18 protein-coding genes, 1 other RNA gene and 1 pseudogene are annotated in these 15,905 nt (G+C 41.1%); 13 read left to right on the top strand and 7 right to left on the bottom strand.

The window, feature by feature from the left end:
• Positions 1 to 13 precede the first annotated feature (13 nt).
• The 10 genes from H6G59_RS09420 to H6G59_RS09375 all read left to right on the top strand — a co-directional run bounded on the left by H6G59_RS09420 (position 14) and on the right by H6G59_RS09375 (position 8,510).
• On the top strand, positions 14 to 1,195 hold the full coding sequence (locus tag H6G59_RS09420; protein ID WP_190713734.1) for a class I SAM-dependent methyltransferase: 1,182 nt from the start codon (positions 14 to 16) through the stop codon (positions 1,193 to 1,195).
• Between the two features lie 159 nt (positions 1,196 to 1,354).
• Positions 1,355 to 1,945, top strand: coding sequence for a PFE-CTERM domain-containing protein (locus H6G59_RS09415; protein WP_190713732.1), 591 nt, complete (start codon positions 1,355 to 1,357; stop codon positions 1,943 to 1,945).
• Positions 1,946 to 2,334: 389 nt separating this feature from the next.
• Entirely contained in the window at positions 2,335 to 2,838 is a 504-nt protein-coding gene (locus H6G59_RS09410; protein ID WP_190713729.1) for an ATP synthase subunit I, read from the top strand.
• A gap of 53 nt (positions 2,839 to 2,891) precedes the next feature.
• Positions 2,892 to 3,650 (top strand): F0F1 ATP synthase subunit A, encoded by a 759-nt coding sequence (gene atpB / locus H6G59_RS09405; RefSeq protein WP_190713726.1) that lies wholly within the window; start codon positions 2,892 to 2,894, stop codon positions 3,648 to 3,650.
• Between the two features lie 104 nt (positions 3,651 to 3,754).
• Complete coding sequence (gene atpE / locus H6G59_RS09400; protein ID WP_015206126.1) at positions 3,755 to 4,000, top strand: ATP synthase F0 subunit C; 246 nt, start codon at positions 3,755 to 3,757, stop codon at positions 3,998 to 4,000.
• A gap of 140 nt (positions 4,001 to 4,140) precedes the next feature.
• Positions 4,141 to 4,632, top strand: coding sequence for a F0F1 ATP synthase subunit B' (locus tag H6G59_RS09395; RefSeq protein WP_127053817.1), 492 nt, complete (start codon positions 4,141 to 4,143; stop codon positions 4,630 to 4,632).
• Positions 4,633 to 4,751: 119 nt separating this feature from the next.
• Positions 4,752 to 5,303: a F0F1 ATP synthase subunit B gene (locus H6G59_RS09390; protein ID WP_190713724.1), complete on the top strand. Its 552-nt coding sequence runs from the start codon at positions 4,752 to 4,754 to the stop codon at positions 5,301 to 5,303.
• Positions 5,300 to 5,854, top strand: a complete 555-nt coding sequence (gene atpH / locus H6G59_RS09385; RefSeq protein WP_190713723.1) for an ATP synthase F1 subunit delta — start codon at positions 5,300 to 5,302, stop codon at positions 5,852 to 5,854. Before H6G59_RS09390 ends, atpH begins: the two co-directional genes overlap by 4 nt.
• Before the next feature lie 99 nt (positions 5,855 to 5,953).
• Entirely contained in the window at positions 5,954 to 7,474 is a 1,521-nt protein-coding gene (gene atpA / locus H6G59_RS09380; RefSeq protein WP_190713721.1) for a F0F1 ATP synthase subunit alpha, read from the top strand.
• 88 nt (positions 7,475 to 7,562) lie between these two features.
• Positions 7,563 to 8,510, top strand: a complete 948-nt coding sequence (locus tag H6G59_RS09375) for a F0F1 ATP synthase subunit gamma (RefSeq protein WP_190713720.1) — start codon at positions 7,563 to 7,565, stop codon at positions 8,508 to 8,510.
• 233 nt (positions 8,511 to 8,743) lie between these two features.
• On the opposite strand, the gene H6G59_RS27310 is transcribed toward H6G59_RS09375, so the two are convergent.
• From H6G59_RS27310 to H6G59_RS09350, 5 genes are all read right to left on the bottom strand, one after another.
• Positions 8,744 to 9,034 (bottom strand): HNH endonuclease, encoded by a 291-nt coding sequence (locus H6G59_RS27310; protein WP_339327945.1) that lies wholly within the window; start codon positions 9,032 to 9,034, stop codon positions 8,744 to 8,746.
• A gap of 117 nt (positions 9,035 to 9,151) precedes the next feature.
• Positions 9,152 to 9,529: a hypothetical protein gene (locus tag H6G59_RS09365; protein ID WP_190713717.1), complete on the bottom strand. Its 378-nt coding sequence runs from the start codon at positions 9,527 to 9,529 to the stop codon at positions 9,152 to 9,154.
• A gap of 86 nt (positions 9,530 to 9,615) precedes the next feature.
• Positions 9,616 to 9,870, bottom strand: coding sequence for a DUF2281 domain-containing protein (locus H6G59_RS09360; RefSeq protein WP_190713715.1), 255 nt, complete (start codon positions 9,868 to 9,870; stop codon positions 9,616 to 9,618).
• A 163-nt stretch (positions 9,871 to 10,033) separates the two neighbouring features.
• Positions 10,034 to 10,249 carry a nucleotide-binding domain-containing protein gene (locus tag H6G59_RS27820; RefSeq protein WP_190713713.1) on the bottom strand — a complete coding sequence of 72 codons (216 nt, stop codon included), beginning with the start codon at positions 10,247 to 10,249 and terminating at the stop codon, positions 10,034 to 10,036.
• A complete protein-coding gene (locus H6G59_RS09350) occupies positions 10,168 to 10,404 on the bottom strand; it encodes a patatin-like phospholipase family protein (protein WP_242038835.1) in 237 nt (78 codons plus the stop codon). The genes H6G59_RS27820 and H6G59_RS09350 overlap by 82 nt, the downstream gene beginning before the upstream one ends.
• Positions 10,405 to 10,690: 286 nt before the next feature.
• On the opposite strand from H6G59_RS09350, the gene ssrA reads away from it, so the two are divergent.
• Positions 10,691 to 11,081: a transfer-messenger RNA gene (ssrA, locus tag H6G59_RS09345) on the top strand.
• Between the two features lie 195 nt (positions 11,082 to 11,276).
• On the opposite strand, the gene H6G59_RS09340 is transcribed toward ssrA, so the two are convergent.
• Positions 11,277 to 12,710: an aromatic ring-hydroxylating dioxygenase subunit alpha gene (locus H6G59_RS09340; protein ID WP_190713711.1), complete on the bottom strand. Its 1,434-nt coding sequence runs from the start codon at positions 12,708 to 12,710 to the stop codon at positions 11,277 to 11,279.
• A 134-nt stretch (positions 12,711 to 12,844) separates the two neighbouring features.
• Here H6G59_RS09340 and H6G59_RS09335 point away from each other — a divergent pair, with 134 nt between their 5' ends.
• Positions 12,845 to 13,600, top strand: a complete 756-nt coding sequence (locus H6G59_RS09335) for a PAP/fibrillin family protein (RefSeq protein WP_190713704.1) — start codon at positions 12,845 to 12,847, stop codon at positions 13,598 to 13,600.
• A gap of 111 nt (positions 13,601 to 13,711) precedes the next feature.
• Complete coding sequence (locus H6G59_RS09330) at positions 13,712 to 14,521, top strand: peroxiredoxin-like family protein (protein WP_190713702.1); 810 nt, start codon at positions 13,712 to 13,714, stop codon at positions 14,519 to 14,521.
• 198 nt (positions 14,522 to 14,719) lie between these two features.
• On the opposite strand, the pseudogene H6G59_RS27815 reads toward H6G59_RS09330, so the two are convergent.
• Positions 14,720 to 15,399 (bottom strand): annotated as a pseudogene (locus tag H6G59_RS27815) (M90 family metallopeptidase).
• Positions 15,400 to 15,905 lie beyond the last annotated feature (506 nt).

The raw sequence follows: 15,905 nt of genomic DNA, 5'->3' as shown, positions 1-15,905 counted from the left end.
ATTAATCCTGATCATGTCCGACTCCCAAACCGTCAGTGCTGCTGTAGCCAAACTCTACGATACCTACCCATTCCCCCCAGAACCAATCCTCGACGAACCACCACCCGGTTATAATTGGCGTTGGAATTGGTTAGCTGCTTACAACTTCTGCACGGGAAGAAAACCACCTCAGCAAGATATCCGCATTTTAGATGCTGGTTGTGGTTCTGGTGTCGGAACGGAATATTTGGTACATCTTAACCCCCAAGCGCAGGTAGTCGGAATTGATTTAAGCGCAGGAACTCTAGAAGTAGCAAAAAAACGCTGTCAGAGTTCTGGTGCTGACCGTGTAGAATTTCATCATCTCAGTATATATGATGTTGAACAGATACCAGGAGAATTTGACTTAATTAACTGCGTCGGTGTTCTTCATCATCTCCCAGATCCCATTCGTGGTATCCAAGCATTAGCGAAAAAATTAGCCCCCGGTGGCTTAATGCATATTTTTGTCTATGGGGAATTGGGACGCTGGGAAGTTCAACTCATGCAAAAAGCGATCGCACTCCTCCAAGGTAACAAAAAAGGTGACTACCGCGATGGTGTCCAAGTCGGAAGACAAATATTTGCCTCATTACCAGAAACTAACCGACTTGTCAAGAGAGAAAAAGAACGTTGGGCAATGGAAAATCAGCGAGATGAATGTTTTGCTGATATGTACGTTCATCCCCAGGAAACTGATTACAACATTGATACACTATTTGAATTAATAGACGCTTCCGGTTTAGACTTTGTTGGTTTCTCAAATCCCGGATTTTGGCAATTAGACAGACTCTTGGCTAAAGCACCAGAGTTAATTGAACGAGCCGGAGAATTAACAGAACGCCAACGTTACCGCTTGATAGAATTACTAGACCCAGAAGTAACCCATTACGAATTTTTTCTCAGTCGTCCCCCCCTCACCAAAAGCGACTGGTCAGCAGATAATACTTTATTAGCTGCAATTCCCGAACTCAACCCTTGCATAGATGGGTTTCCCAGTCAATGCTTATTTAACTACGATTACCAAATAGTTAACTTATCAACAGCAGAGTTTGAATTTATGCAAAACTGTGATGGTAAATCTACCGTAGCAGACATTTTAACCAAAGTGCAGTTTGGGTTAGATGAAGTCAGAAATCTGATGAAACTACAAATGATTTTACTGACACCAGCTTAAGTGGAATAGCCTCATTTATAGAGGCATAACCGCAAAACCCTAATTTTTCACCTAGAATCCACAATTAGATGAAGATTCCTGTAAAAAATACTTTCTTACTTTCTATATAAGCTAGTTTCAGTTTATCATATACGTGTAGTTTTTTTACAGATAATCCTCGTGAAATTAGTTACAAAACTAGGAATAGCAACTGCTGGTGTAGCCTTGACTATGGCTTTAACCGAAACCAAACCAGCACAGGCACTAACATGGAACTGGTCTTTTAATGGCGGTGCTGAAGCTGGTACTTTTGACACAAATGGTACTTTTGCCAATACTTCAGGCTCTTTTAACTTTACCATTAACGCCAGTACAGTTGCTATCACAAGTTCTACTGTGGCTCCATCACTGGTAGGGAAAACTTTTACCGAAACTCAACCGACACAGGGCTTTTTGTGGAATGGCACTGCTCCAACTCAGTTTTATAGAAACAATGGTGCATTAACAAATGGTAGCAGATTTTCCTACAATCCTAGTTCATTGTTGTTGGCATTTACTGTCTCAAGTTCTTCATTTAATGGAAGAATATACAACCCCAGTACATTTAACCCAAACTTTAATTTCTCCAATGGAACCTTAACTCCCATTGGTGCAACTCCCGTACCCTTCGACTTTTCTACCAATTTAGGCTTAGGAATATTTGCGGCTTACACCTTGGGAAATCTGGCGCTGAGAAAAGCTAAAGCTGCTAGAAAAGCAGCAAAAGTATAGAAGCGAAAAAGAATATAGAGACGTTACAAACAGCGTCTCTTTAAGCGTTACGAATAACACATATTTCAATTCCGTGAATATTCAATGTATATTTAATTACTATTAATAACGAGTTAACCGATCATCAGCCGAATTTGGGTTTCTGAAAAAATGTGATAGTAATGCCACAGTGGCTGAGATTTTAGCCCAAGTCAAGCTAGACTTAAACGGAGTAAGACACCTCCTCAAACAACAACTGCTCTTACTAACCCCCGCTTCATGAAAGAAATCAGTAATAAGTAATTCTGTCGCCAATGACCAATGACCAATGACCAATGACCAATCTCAAGAAGTTAATTGTTTTTTCCTAAAGTATTGTTACCGGATCGTGATATGATTCAGCTGACTGAATGTGCAGTCATCATAATTTAGCTGTACTGGTTTCAAGTCCTGTGAGCTTGTCAGAAGAATCAATTGCACCGACTCCGACAACACAACAAGATGCTCAACTTGGTTTTGAAGACACAGAACCAGTAGACTCTTCCATGCAAGACTTCTATCAACTCTATCAGGAGTTGTTAGTAATCACACTTGTCCTGACAGGGGTTATTTTTATCTCTGTGTGGATTGCCTACTCCCTAAACATTGCCCTGAATTATTTGTTAGGGGCGTGTGCAGGTGTGCTTTACTTGAGGATGTTGGCAAAAGATGTTGAGCGTTTGGGCAGAGAGAAACAATCACTGAGCCAAACTCGGTTAGCCTTATTAGTAGGACTGATTTTATTAGCATCGCGCTTAAATCAGCTACAAATAATGCCCATATTTTTGGGATTTCTCACCTATAAAGCTACGCTCATCATCTACGTAGTTAGAGTGGCGTTTATCTCTGACTCCACAAAGCTCCGGCAACCTTAAAAAGGCTCCTCCTCTCCAGGTAATATTGGAGAAACGATTGAATTGGAAAGAAAATGCTGAATTTTCTGAACTTCTACTCTGTTCCACTTGCCGAATTGGAAGTGGGTAAACATCTGTACTGGCAAATAGGTAACTTGAAGCTACATGGCCAGGTGTTTCTCACCTCATGGTTTGTTATTGGTGTGCTAGTACTAGCTTCCGTCTTGGCAAGCAGTAACATCAAAAGAATTCCCAGTGGGCTACAGAACCTGATGGAGTATGCCCTGGAATTCATTCGAGATTTGGCTAAAAACCAGATTGGCGAAAAAGAATATCGCCCTTGGGTGCCATTTGTCGGCACTTTGTTTTTGTTCATTTTTGTGTCAAATTGGTCAGGGGCGCTAGTTCCTTTCAAGCTAATTCATCTGCCAGAAGGTGAACTGACAGCACCCACAAGCGACATCAACACAACTGTTGCCTTAGCTTTGTTGACATCCTTAGCGTATTTTTATGCTGGGTTCAGCAAAAAGGGTTTAGGGTATTTTGGCAACTACGTGCAACCAGTTTCGTTTATGTTGCCGTTCAAGATTATTGAAGATTTCACCAAACCCCTTTCCCTAAGCTTCCGGTTATTCGGTAACATTTTAGCTGATGAACTGGTGGTAGGAGTACTAGTTTTGCTAGTTCCCTTGTTCGTCCCCTTACCAGTAATGGCCTTGGGATTATTTACCAGCGCCATTCAAGCACTAATTTTTGCCACTTTAGCTGCTGCTTACATCGGTGAAGCGATGGAAGATCATCATGGTGGTGAAGAGCATGAGGGACATCATTAAATCTCTCAGAAAATAGTCATGAGTCATTGGTCATGGCTTATGAGCAACTAACAACTGACCAACTACAAAACCCGTTCAACTCAGTAAAGTAAGGAAAGAATATCATGGATCCATTAGTTTCTGCTGCTTCCGTTATTGCTGCTGCTCTAGCTGTTGGTTTGGCTGCAATCGGCCCCGGTATTGGTCAAGGTAACGCAGCCGGACAAGCTGTAGAAGGTATTGCTCGTCAGCCAGAAGCAGAAGGCAAAATTCGCGGTACATTGCTGTTAAGCTTGGCATTCATGGAAGCGCTAACCATCTACGGTCTAGTAGTTGCTCTAGTGCTACTGTTTGCTAACCCCTTCGCATAATCAGTAATGAGTGCTGAGTAATAAGTGCTGAGTAAAAACAAGTTAAGAGTTGGGAGTTTAACAAAAATAACTCAAAACTAGTAACTCAGGACTCAGTACTCAGCACTCAGCACTAAAATAGTAGATAGGAATAAGCAAACATGACACACTGGATCACCTTATTGGCTGTAGAAGAAGTTGCCAAAGAAGGGGGTTTGTTTGATCTAGATGCTACCCTGCCTTTGATGGCAATCCAGTTTCTAATCTTAGCCCTAATATTGAACGCAACTCTTTACAAGCCCCTGGGCAATGCGATTGATGGACGGAATGAATACATCCGTAGTAATCAATTAGAAGCTCAAGAACGCTTGTCAAAAACAGAAAACTTAGCACAGCAATATGAGCAGGATCTAGCAGGAGCTAGACGGCAAGCACAAACAATTGTTGCTGAAGCTCAAGCCGAAGCTCAAAAAATAGCTGCCCAAAAAATTGCCGCAGCGCAACAGGAAGCCCAGGCACAGAGAGAAAAAGCCGCTGGTGAAATTGAGCAGCAAAAACAACAAGCTTTAGGTTCCTTGGAAGCACAAGTTGATGCTCTCAGTCGGCAAATGCTAGAAAAGCTTTTAGGAGCCGATTTAGTTAACCAGCGCTAACTCAAAAAATAGTCATTGGTAATTAGTCATTAGTCATTGGTCATTAGTCATTAAGTAAGACAACTGACAACTGACAACTGACAAAAAAGTTTTGGCAGCGCAGTTGTGGATGAAAAATCATGGGGACTTTTTTACTGTTGATGGCCGAAGCTAGCGCCGTCGGAGGTGAATTGGCAGAAGGAGGGTTTAGTCTAAACACAAATATTTTAGACACTAACCTGATTAACCTGGCCATTATTATTACTGTGCTGTTTGTCTTCGGACGGAAAGTTGTGGGTAACACCCTAAAAACTCGTCGAGAAAATATTGAAACAGCAATTAAGAGTGCAGAGCAAAGAGCTAAAGATGCAGCCGAAAAGCTCAAAGAGGCGCAACAAAACCTAGATCGAGCTACTGCGGAAGCTGAAAGAATTAAAAAAGCAGCCCAAGACAATGCCCAAGCTGCGAAAGAAGCTATCTTGGCACAAGCTGCTGTAGATATTGAGCGCTTGCAGGAAGCAGGGGCAGCCGACTTGAGTGCAGAACTAGATAAAGCGATCGCTCAATTACGTCAAAAAGTAGTTGCTCAGGCACTGCAAAAAGTTGAGGCGCAACTCAAGAGCGGAATTGCTGACGATGCTCAACAAGTTTTAATTGAACGCAGCATCTCACAATTGGGAGGGAAAGTATGAAAAGTAATGCAGCAGCAGCCGAAATAGCCCAGCCTTATGCACAGGCGCTGTTGTCTCTGGCGCAATCGAAAAACTTAACAGAAGATTTCGGCACAGATGCACGTACTTTCCTAGGCTTCTTTACAGCCAACAAAGAGCTTGAGACATATTTGGGCAACCCCTTTATTCAAGCTGAAACCAAGAAGAGTCTGCTCAAACAAGTACTTGGGGAAGGCGTTAGTCCCTACCTGCGTAACTTTTTGCTGCTGCTAGTTGACAGACGACGCATTTCTTTCTTGGAACCGATTTTAGAGCAGTATTTAGTACTGTTGCGGCAGCTAAATCAAACCGTATTAGCCGAAGTTACTTCTGCCGTTGCTTTGACAGAAGCTCAACAGCAAGCAATTACAGAAAAAGTAATTGCCATCACCAAGGCTCGCCAGGTAGAAATACAAACCAAGATAGATAGCGAGTTGATTGGCGGTGTGATTATCAAAGTCGGCTCACAAGTAATTGATGCTAGTTTGCGCGGTCAACTACGTCGTCTTTCCTTGCGCTTAAGCAGTAGCTGAAATAATTAATAATTCAAAATTAAAAATAGTTTTTTCTAATTTTTAATTTTGAATTGTATTGACTTCTTCCGTCTCGAAAGAAAACTAAAGCACAGACAAATGAGTATTTCCATCAGACCAGACGAAATCAGCAACATTATCCAACAACAAATCGAGCAATATGACCAAGAGGTTAAAGTTGCTAACGTTGGTACAGTCTTACAAGTTGGTGACGGTATTGCCCGGATTTATGGCCTGGAAAAGGCTATGGCTGGGGAACTCCTAGAATTTGAAGATGGAACAATAGGTATCGCCCAAAACTTAGAAGAAGATAACGTTGGTGCGGTATTAATGGGTGAAGGCCGGGAAATTCAAGAAGGTAGCTCTGTAACTGCTACTGGTAGAATTGCTCAGGTACCTGTAGGTGAAGCCTTAGTTGGTCGCGTTGTCGATGCTTTGGGTCGCCCCATTGATGGTAAAGGTGATTTAAAAACCACTGAAACCCGTTTGATTGAATCCCCAGCACCTGGGATTATTGCTCGTCGGTCTGTACACGAACCAATGCAAACCGGGATCACCGCTATTGACTCGATGATTCCCGTCGGTCGTGGTCAACGGGAATTGATTATCGGTGACCGTCAAACTGGTAAAACAGCGATCGCAATTGACACCATCATCAACCAAAAAGGTGAAGATGTAGTTTGCGTTTACGTTGCCATCGGTCAAAAGGCTTCCACCGTTGCTAACGTAGTTCAAACCTTACAAGAAAAAGGCGCGATGGACTACACAGTAGTTGTAGCCGCTAACGCCAGTGACCCAGCCACCTTACAATACTTAGCTCCCTACACAGGCGCAACCATTGCTGAGTACTTCATGTACAAAGGCAAAGCGACCTTAGTAATTTATGATGACCTTTCTAAGCAAGCTCAGGCTTATCGCCAAATGTCCTTGCTACTACGTCGTCCACCCGGACGGGAAGCATACCCCGGAGACGTATTCTACATCCACTCCCGCTTATTGGAACGTGCCGCTAAATTGAGCGATGAACTGGGTAAAGGCAGCATGACCGCCCTACCAATTATCGAAACCCAAGCCGGTGACGTATCCGCCTACATTCCTACAAACGTAATTTCCATCACCGACGGTCAGATTTTCTTGTCTTCTGACTTGTTCAACTCTGGTATCCGTCCCGCTGTAAACCCCGGTATCTCTGTATCCCGCGTAGGTTCTGCCGCACAAACCAAGGCAATGAAAAAAGTTGCCGGGAAAATTAAACTGGAATTGGCACAGTTTGACGACTTGCAAGCTTTCGCGCAATTTGCTTCTGACTTAGATAAAGCCACCCAAGACCAATTGGCACGTGGTGTCCGCTTACGGGAACTCCTCAAGCAGCCCCAAAACGACCCACTGTCAGTAGCTGAACAAGTAGCGATTCTTTACGCTGGTATCAACGGTTATTTAGATGATATCCCAGCTAATAAAGTCACCGTATTCGCTAAAGGTCTACGTGATTATTTGAAGACCGTTAATACTGCATACTTCCAAGGAGTACAGGGCAGCAAAGTCCTCGGTGACGCAGAAGAAGCAGCCTTGAAAGCAGCATTAACCGAGTTCAAGAAGACCTTCCAAGCAGCAGCATAATCGGTAATTGGTAATTGGTGATTGGTGATTGGTAATCCCAATGACCAGTGACCAATGACCAATGACTAATGACTCAGGACTATAAATTATGGCCAATCTCAAAGCAATACGCGATCGCATTCAGTCGGTCAAAAACACCAAAAAAATCACAGAAGCCATGCGGCTAGTGGCTGCGGCACGGGTACGTCGCGCCCAAGAACAGGTAATTGCCACCCGTCCCTTTGCAGATCGGTTGGCACAAGTGTTGTATGGTTTACAAACCCGTCTGCGGTTTGAAGACGTAGACTTACCACTACTGAAAAAACGCGAAGTTAAATCAGTAGGTTTGTTAGTAATTTCCGGCGACCGGGGTCTGTGCGGTGGTTACAATAGTAACGTCATTCGCCGTGCAGAAAATCGCGCTAAGGAACTTAAAGCCGAAGGTATAGACTACACATTTGTAACTGTCGGACGCAAAGCTACTCAGTACTTTCAACGACGCAATCAGCCTATTGATGCTAACTACAGCGGTTTAGAACAAATTCCCACCGCAGCAGAAGCTACTAATATTGCTGACGAACTACTTTCCTTGTTTCTCTCGGAAAAAGTAGACAGAATTGAGCTAGTTTATACCAAATTTGTTTCTTTGGTTAGCTCTCGTCCTGTGGTACAAACTTTGCTACCCCTTGATACCCAAGGTTTAGAAGCAGCAGATGACGAAATCTTCCGCTTAACTAGCCGTGGTGGTCAATTCCAAGTAGAACGAGAGAAAGTGGTCAGCCAAGTCCGCGCCTTGCCTCGTGATATGATTTTCGAGCAAGACCCTGTACAAATTCTTGATTCTCTGTTGCCATTGTATCTGAGTAATCAGTTATTGCGATCGCTCCAAGAGTCAGCAGCTAGTGAACTAGCAGCGCGGATGACAGCTATGAGTAACGCCAGTGACAACGCCGGTGAATTGATTAAGACCCTTTCATTGGTTTACAACAAAGCCCGTCAAGCTGCAATTACCCAAGAACTCCTAGAAGTTGTGGGTGGTGCAGAAGCGCTAACTTAATTTGGTAATAGGTGATTGGTAATTGGTAAAATCAACCATCGCCAATCATCAATTATTAATAATTATTGAATTTCCATTTATACTCTATTACTATTAATAAAGTGATAGCGTACCCTACGGGAAGCAAGCTACGCGGTAGCGTCTCGTTCGCATAGCGTTCCGAAGGAATAGAGATAGCGCTCCGTAGGAATCTCTCTCTAATTTTAATGCCAATATTATCATAAAAAAATTAGTTAAGGGTACAAATTTTGATCAATTAATGATTGACGCGATCGCATTCTGCTTGAAGTATTAAACATCAATAAACGTGATGTAGCTTGACCAATATCAGTAATACCAATAATTTCGGCATTTTTTAAAGTAAAGTGTTCATCCCAAAGTTGTAATCGGGGATTAAATAAGCGAATAATTTCCCCATTATTGGGATCAAGAGTAGCAAAATCTGATCCTTTATGACGATTACAAGGTAAACAAGATAAAGCCAAATTTTCTGATAAAGTTTTACCTCCATGTTTAACAGCAATAAAATAATATGATCAATTTCGTGGGTGTAAATAGAAAAGTCTTGATGAATTAAACAATATTCACAACGTCCTTGAGCGCGTTCAATGACTAATTGACGTAGACTAAAAGAAATGGCATTATTTGTCATTTTTAATTACGCTGTACGCTCTAGCTTTAAGTAAAATCATTAATTGATCTAATTGTTCATAAATATCTAATTCGCTATTTTCTGCTTCGGAGATTGTACCCATACGGTTTCTTTCTAACAAGTATTCTAACCGTGTTTGTGATTGGGTTGAAACTTTAAATTTAGCTATTTGTTCGGGTGTTGGTTGTTTAATTAAAAAATCTAAAAACTCAGTATAAATGTTAGGAGTATCGCTAGAATTACTTAAGGTTAATGTTTTTGGTGTATGTGTTTCTAGGAGTTGTGAAAGCAGTTCTGGAAGACGATGTAATATGGGTTGTAAGCGGTTTGCTAGTTCGTCCGGTACTTGAATTGTTAATTGTGCCATTTTGGTTAGGGATGGTATGTTTATTTATAGGGTAGCGTGAAAATTTCCGAAATAATAAATATTAGTGTCTAAAATAAAACTAAAACTCACAGTTCTACCTCCCGTCCTAGACTACAATCTCTAAGATTTGCAAAATCCTCATCTGTAAATTCTATACCTTCTCTTTCCATACGTTCCCGAAAGCGCAAGGTCATTTCCCAGAAATTTTCACCGTCAGGATTAAACGTTGATTTTTTTGGTGGTAATTTATGTTTAAGAAATTGAATAAAATCTAAAACTTCCTGTTGTTTATCTGCTGGTAATTCTCGGAAGTTTTCTAAAACTGCTTGTTCAATGGTCATGTTTTTACCTCTACTATTAGGATAGAATAATATTATAGTTGTAAGCCCCAGCTTTAAGTCAAATCATTAATTAATTGATATAGCTATTCATAAATATCTAATTCGCTAGACAATTATCAATTACTAATTTTTATAGCACTGTATCTGTGTTTCAACACCAACCCTATTCTGAAAGTTTAATTGGCACATCAATTTTATGCCATGCCACACAAATATTATTTTTAATAATATAGCATTCCACAAAATGCTCTCCATGAAAATCACTTGATTCGATTCTTTCATGATTTCCACTATCATTTATAATTTGTCCTCGGATTTGATTTTTTCTGATTGCTTCTGTTCCAACATTGCAATCAAACCTCCTGTTGAAGTGCCACAAATCAAATCAAAATAATCAGCAATGTGACAATTAAACCTATCCTCAAAATGTTCTAGAATCCTAGCGGAATACAACCCTTTAATCCCCCCTCCATCTATTGATAGGACTTTAAATGTTTGTGATTCAGAAGTAGAATCTGAAGGAGAGTGAAGCATATCTTGACTGTTAATTATTGTTGAAATGAAATCTTGAACCTACAATTTAGCCGAATATCGTAAAATTTAAGGCTAAATCTTCTGTCATCTCAAATTTTAGCGATTACTTAAGTGTAAGTGTATTACTTTAAAAGTAGAGAAAACCGTACACGCTTCACAGAACAATGAGCGATATCCAAGGACAGCAGAGCGATCCGATCGCAATCAGCTATAAAAGATTTCCTTCTACCTTGAATTTATTGTCAACTTGCAAAATTGCGTACTATAATAAAAGTGTGAAGCACATGGGGCTTTAACGGTTTCGACAGGTTGGCGAAAGCTTCTCTGTGATTCAGGTCGAGAGCGAGTCACCTCTCGGAAATCAAAGACTCGAAAAAAAAGTAAATGCGAACAATATCGTAAAATTTGCTCGTCGGGAAGCTCTAGTAGCAGCCTAAAACACCTCTTACAGGTTCGAGCGTCTTTAATTTGACTCCGTTAAGGATTAAAGACCTAACCCCAACGGATGCTTCAGTAAGCGTTCTCTGGTTGGCTTGCTGGCTAAGATTAAATCAGAGCATCCTACGTTCGGGATAATGAACGATTCCCGCCTTGAGGGTCAGAAAGGCTAAACCTGTGAACGAGCGGTGGGTTAATACCCAATTTGGACATGGGTTCAACTCCCATAAGCTCCATTTTCAAGAATGAACCAGTCCACTTACACTTTTATGTGTGGGTGGATTTTGGCTTTCCAGGTGGATTTATCTGTTGGTTTCATATTTCAGAAAACTCAAGATGTGCCTTTAAGTAGCGGGGAGGCATTGCGGAAATTTACCCGGTTATATGAACTTGTACAAGTACTTTATGTCAAATTAAGCACTACTGAGAATTTTCTAGTTTTTCTCAGGCAGATTTCTAGGTGGAACTAAGTGTCCTTGGTAAAACCGTCGTTCTAACCTACCCAAACCAAACCAAATCCCAGCACCACTAATCACAAGCAAGGTCAGAAAACTAATCGTGAAAATGTTCGTCTGACCATAAATAAACATCAGCAACGGCAGCAACGCCCAAACCAACACTGTCAGCGCAGCTACTCCCACCCGTAACTTTTGCAAATTAGCCAGCGCAGTACGGCAACTAGCACATTTTTCTGTATGGGAGTGGTATCTATCTAATAAAGCTTCCTTCGGTAATGGCGGTGGTAGAGTTTTACCTGAAAACGGATCAACACTGTATTGATTCACCCAAGAACGCAACTGAAAGACAAACAAATCTGCCTTAGTTGGCAAATAAAACGCCTTGGTAAAATTGCCACTACCACCATGTTCTTCCAGATACCGTTCTTGATGATGCAAGAAAATTTGGTCATCTTCTAAAACTCTATTCTGTCCAATGTGTGAATACCAACGCGGAGTTAATTGCAAAAATATTCCTGGTAATTTGGAAGAAAACTTAAAGGGAAAAATCGCAAATAACCGACATTCTCCCTTGCGGATAGGAGTTGCATAAACCACCGTTAAAGTTCTACCAAATTGTTTAGAAGTCAGGTCATGCCACATTAAACCAGGGGCAATAAAAGTAGTATCTTGCCGTCCTAAAGTTCCTTTGCGGGGGCCTGCTGCCCAAGTGCCTTTAAATCCCCATTTCCCTGATTCTACAACCTCCAATTCCACAGGCGATACATTAGCTCGGTTGCCGACGGTACGGTGATGGGTGTAAGGAATGTGACTGGAATCTAAGACGTTTTCCATCAACGTCAAGGCATCATAGGGAATATCTCGAAAAGTATTCAGGCAAATCCAGCCGTCCGGGTCTTCGTCTAAAATGTCAACAATGGGAACTTTGGTTTTAGCTGCATTCTCCGCAGCACCAGGATATACAAACAACATTCCTTGGCGAACTGTAGTCGGGAATGCAGTCACACAGGCACGTTGAGAAACTTCTGCTTTTCCACCTTCAACTTGCTGGGGAATGCGATCGCATTTTCCCGTTCCTGAAAAAGCCCAACCATGATAAGGACATTCTAACAATCCGTCCTGATTAATTCTTCCTTCCGATAGTGGTGCTAACCGATGGGGGCATTGATCTAAAAATGCTCGCCACATTTGCTCTTTATTATCCCACCACAAAACCATATCCCTTTCTAGCAAGGTGAAGCGAGTAGGCTGGGATTTGTCTAAATCTTGAACATAATAGACAGGATACCAAACCTCTTGCCAATCAAAGTGTTCTGGGTCAAGTCCACCAGCGGGGAGTGCTTCTGTTGTTCTGGGTTGAGATGTGACTACTTGAGGAGATGCCTCAAACTGGATCATACTGTTGGACATGGTGGAATCAACAATGATTTTGATTTTCTATCCAAAACTAAAGTAACAATTTTTTAATCGCCCTGGCAGATAGATTTCAAAAATCAGCCGATTGTCTAAAATTGCATTAGTTAAAGCTAAAACATTTTAACACTATGGTAGTAGATACAGGAAAATGTGCAGCAGCTAAAACAGCTTTGCGTCAGGCATTAGCAGCTTGTGGTGGTAATACTAAGGACAAAACTGTAATTGCTGCGATTGAAAATCTCCAATCTCTCAATCCGACGACAGCACCAGCCCACAGTGGTAGTTTAATGGATAGTGAATGGTTGTTGATCAGTGCGCCAAATTTTCCTCAAAGTGAGCTACTTGCAGATGGCAGATATGCCTATACCTTGGGTCGTTTGGCTTTTAATATGTTTAAACCAACAAAACTAAAAGTGGTAATTGACCGCGTTCTTCAACCTGTAGTTCCATTAGGAAATGGAGAACTGCGAACTCATGATATTGTTGTTGAATTTACGACTATTGATGAATCCGTTCCTCAAATATCTGGGATTGTTCGCAACCAAGGAATTTGTCAACCTGTGAGTGATACGGTGCTGCAAGTGCAATTTACAGGAGGAATTTTAAAACCGCAATCTGAAACCAAAATAGAGGAATGGAAGGCGGTTTTTGGTGAGCAAGGTAAGTCTGAAAAAAGAAGTTGGCAAGATATTTTGATGTCTGGTTTTTTGAGGTTGATGTTTGGTTTAGTTCCTCCGCAAACTATGATTCCAGAAACTGGAGAAGTTGCTTTTATCATGAATCGTTCTCCCAAAGGACGTTTAGAAATCCTTTATTTAGATGAAGAAATGCGGATTACTCGTGGAGAAAAGGGAACTGTTTTAGTTTGTGAACGATTATTGTAGCATTTAGCAATATAGTGTGGCGGGACTTAGAAGAAAATTGTCATGAAAATAATTCTGAATTCGTTAAATTGGGCTAAAATTTAATAGCTAAATAGCAGTTAATGTCTTCTCATGAATCCCTACGCTATCCTTAATCAGAACAAATATCAATGTGTTAGTGATGGCATAATCCGATCCCTTCTAGAAAATTGTGAGACGGCCTCACATATCCTGATCTTAGTCTGGCCACAACTTGGAGATTTTGATAGTCTTGAATATGCGTGGTGGTTACAGCGCGAAGCTCAAAAGTTGGCTTCTCAAAAACTCGCTATTCGTGCAGTGGGAATTGGCAATCTCGCCTCTGGAAGAAGATTCTGTGAATATTCAGGATTTCCGCCTGAAAATTTATTTGTTGACCCTAATGGAGAATTACATCGCCAACTCAATCTCTATTCTGGTCTGAATTTTTCTCTCCCTGGACTTTCTCAATCCCAGAAAGCTTGGCTAAATCTACTATTGATGTGTGCAGGAATTGGCAGTCCGGGAACGCTGGCGGAAGTTTTTCGGGGATACAAGGGCGATTCCTACGGAGCGCTTCGCTATCGCAAAGCCCCTCAACTCATTGGAGATGATGAAATCATTCAAGCTACTCCTCTACCTGCTTTTCAAGGCTCGTTTTTCCAACTAGCCGGCGGGAGTGGGTTTCAACGTCCCTTTGAGTTAGCTACTCTCCGGCTACGGAATATGGTGGAAGTTCTGAAAAATTGGCAGACTTATGTACCGAATTCTGCCTACTTAACTCAGCGCGGTGGCACTTTTCTGTTTGATACCAAAGGTCAGTTACTTTACGAACATCGAGATCCAGGAATTCTCGGCTTTGCCGCTAATATGAGCCAACCGCTATCATTTCTATCCTTGATAGAAACACATCACTGTACGTAAATTAATAAGGATAGAGCAAATATCGAAAACAGAACTAAAAAATAGGAAATTAATTTTGTAGATTTACTTATAAAAACTAAAAGATTCTACATAAGAAAGCAAGGTATTTTATCTGATGAGGTGACAACAGAAGGATTAAAAAACCAGGGTGCTTGTTACCGCCTCATCTTCTCCATCCTCAATTTCTGTATCGCTTTCTTATTTAAGAAAAGTGACAGAGGAAGGATAATTCCACTGCACAGGATTTAATTGGTAGTAAGATTGTAACTGCTGATAAACTGCCGGATGATGAGATAACAATTGGTGTGGTTTTTCAAAGAAAGTCTCAGTCGCTACAGCAAAAAATTCTGCGGGATTCGTTGCACCATAACTATCTATGACATTATTTACACCTTGGAGAACATCGTTACAAAGTTGCTGATATGCTTCAGTCATCACTTTAGCCCAAATTGAATAGTCTGAGTTGCGTTGCAGAATCGGAACACCTTCAGCTTTCCCATCCTCTTGATCTAATTGATGAGCAAATTCATGCAAGACAACATTAAGAACACTTGAATATGTCCTTGAAGCCGCCTTCTTTCATCAGCAGAAAGATAGAGATACAGCAGATTGCAGATCAATGAGGTACAGAATCTAAATTGAAACCTAGACACCAAACCATTTTTACTCCTGACTCCTGAACCGGAGGTCTGCGAAGCGTCTCCTGACTCCTGAATTCTGCTGTATATAGGAAGATTATTCTCAATAATGGCATTCCAAAGAGGAGGAAAAGAACGCTGTTTGAGACGATTTCTCCTCCTTTTAATGAGCAGGGGATTAACTAAAATTACCGTAATAATTAGCCCAATAATGACAAAGACAATTATTGTTTCTAGCATTGATTTTTGATCAGAATACAACTCCCTACGCGAGCGACGCAAGGCTCACAAACAAAAACGCGCAGTTAGATTTGCTGAAGCATCTTCAGTACCTGCTTGTAAAAACAGCAGACCTATATCGAAGTAGGGTAACTTTTTTACCCACGCTTACCCGTAAAAATTCTATTTTAGAGGCTAAATTCGCATAACCACACCTTAATGGACGGACACCACTACCGTTACAAAGATTAAATTTACTTAATATTTCGTTACGATAAGGGCATTGAGAGAAACAACAAACTTCTCAATGCTCATATCACAGGTGAACGCCATGAATAGCACAATTCGGGTTGGCAACCTTTTTGGAATACCTTTTTATATACATCCTTCCTGGTTTTTAGTTCTAGGTTTGGTAACTTGGAGCTATAAGCTGTTGTGCAGCTAAATCGAATAAACAGCATTACCTTTATTTTTGACTTTGCGTTCCCATTTAATAATAAGACCTCCTTCGTTTAGTAATTTAATTA

It is taken from the genome of Anabaena lutea FACHB-196, assembly GCF_014698305.1.
Lineage (GTDB): Bacteria > Cyanobacteriota > Cyanobacteriia > Cyanobacteriales > Nostocaceae > Anabaena > Anabaena lutea.
The sequence above is the reverse complement of the archived record's forward strand: the minus strand, read 5'-3'. Positions and strand labels throughout refer to the sequence as shown.

Bases quoted from the DNA above. Each gene is read 5' to 3' on its own strand.
- H6G59_RS09420 (WP_190713734.1), top strand. From the start codon at position 14: ATGTCCGACTCCCAAACCGTCAGTGCTGCTGTAGCCAAACTCTACGAT.
- H6G59_RS09410 (WP_190713729.1), top strand. From the start codon at position 2,335: ATGTGCAGTCATCATAATTTAGCTGTACTGGTTTCAAGTCCTGTGAGC.
- atpB (WP_190713726.1), top strand. From the start codon at position 2,892: ATGCTGAATTTTCTGAACTTCTACTCTGTTCCACTTGCCGAATTGGAA.
- atpE (WP_015206126.1), top strand. From the start codon at position 3,755: ATGGATCCATTAGTTTCTGCTGCTTCCGTTATTGCTGCTGCTCTAGCT.
- H6G59_RS09395 (WP_127053817.1), top strand. From the start codon at position 4,141: ATGACACACTGGATCACCTTATTGGCTGTAGAAGAAGTTGCCAAAGAA.
- H6G59_RS09390 (WP_190713724.1), top strand. From the start codon at position 4,752: ATGGGGACTTTTTTACTGTTGATGGCCGAAGCTAGCGCCGTCGGAGGT.
- atpH (WP_190713723.1), top strand. From the start codon at position 5,300: ATGAAAAGTAATGCAGCAGCAGCCGAAATAGCCCAGCCTTATGCACAG.
- atpA (WP_190713721.1), top strand. From the start codon at position 5,954: ATGAGTATTTCCATCAGACCAGACGAAATCAGCAACATTATCCAACAA.
- H6G59_RS09375 (WP_190713720.1), top strand. From the start codon at position 7,563: ATGGCCAATCTCAAAGCAATACGCGATCGCATTCAGTCGGTCAAAAAC.
- H6G59_RS09365 (WP_190713717.1), bottom strand. From the start codon at position 9,529: ATGGCACAATTAACAATTCAAGTACCGGACGAACTAGCAAACCGCTTA.
- H6G59_RS09360 (WP_190713715.1), bottom strand. From the start codon at position 9,870: ATGACCATTGAACAAGCAGTTTTAGAAAACTTCCGAGAATTACCAGCA.
- H6G59_RS09350 (WP_242038835.1), bottom strand. From the start codon at position 10,404: ATGCTTCACTCTCCTTCAGATTCTACTTCTGAATCACAAACATTTAAA.
- H6G59_RS09340 (WP_190713711.1), bottom strand. From the start codon at position 12,710: ATGTCCAACAGTATGATCCAGTTTGAGGCATCTCCTCAAGTAGTCACA.
- H6G59_RS09335 (WP_190713704.1), top strand. From the start codon at position 12,845: ATGGTAGTAGATACAGGAAAATGTGCAGCAGCTAAAACAGCTTTGCGT.
- H6G59_RS09330 (WP_190713702.1), top strand. From the start codon at position 13,712: ATGAATCCCTACGCTATCCTTAATCAGAACAAATATCAATGTGTTAGT.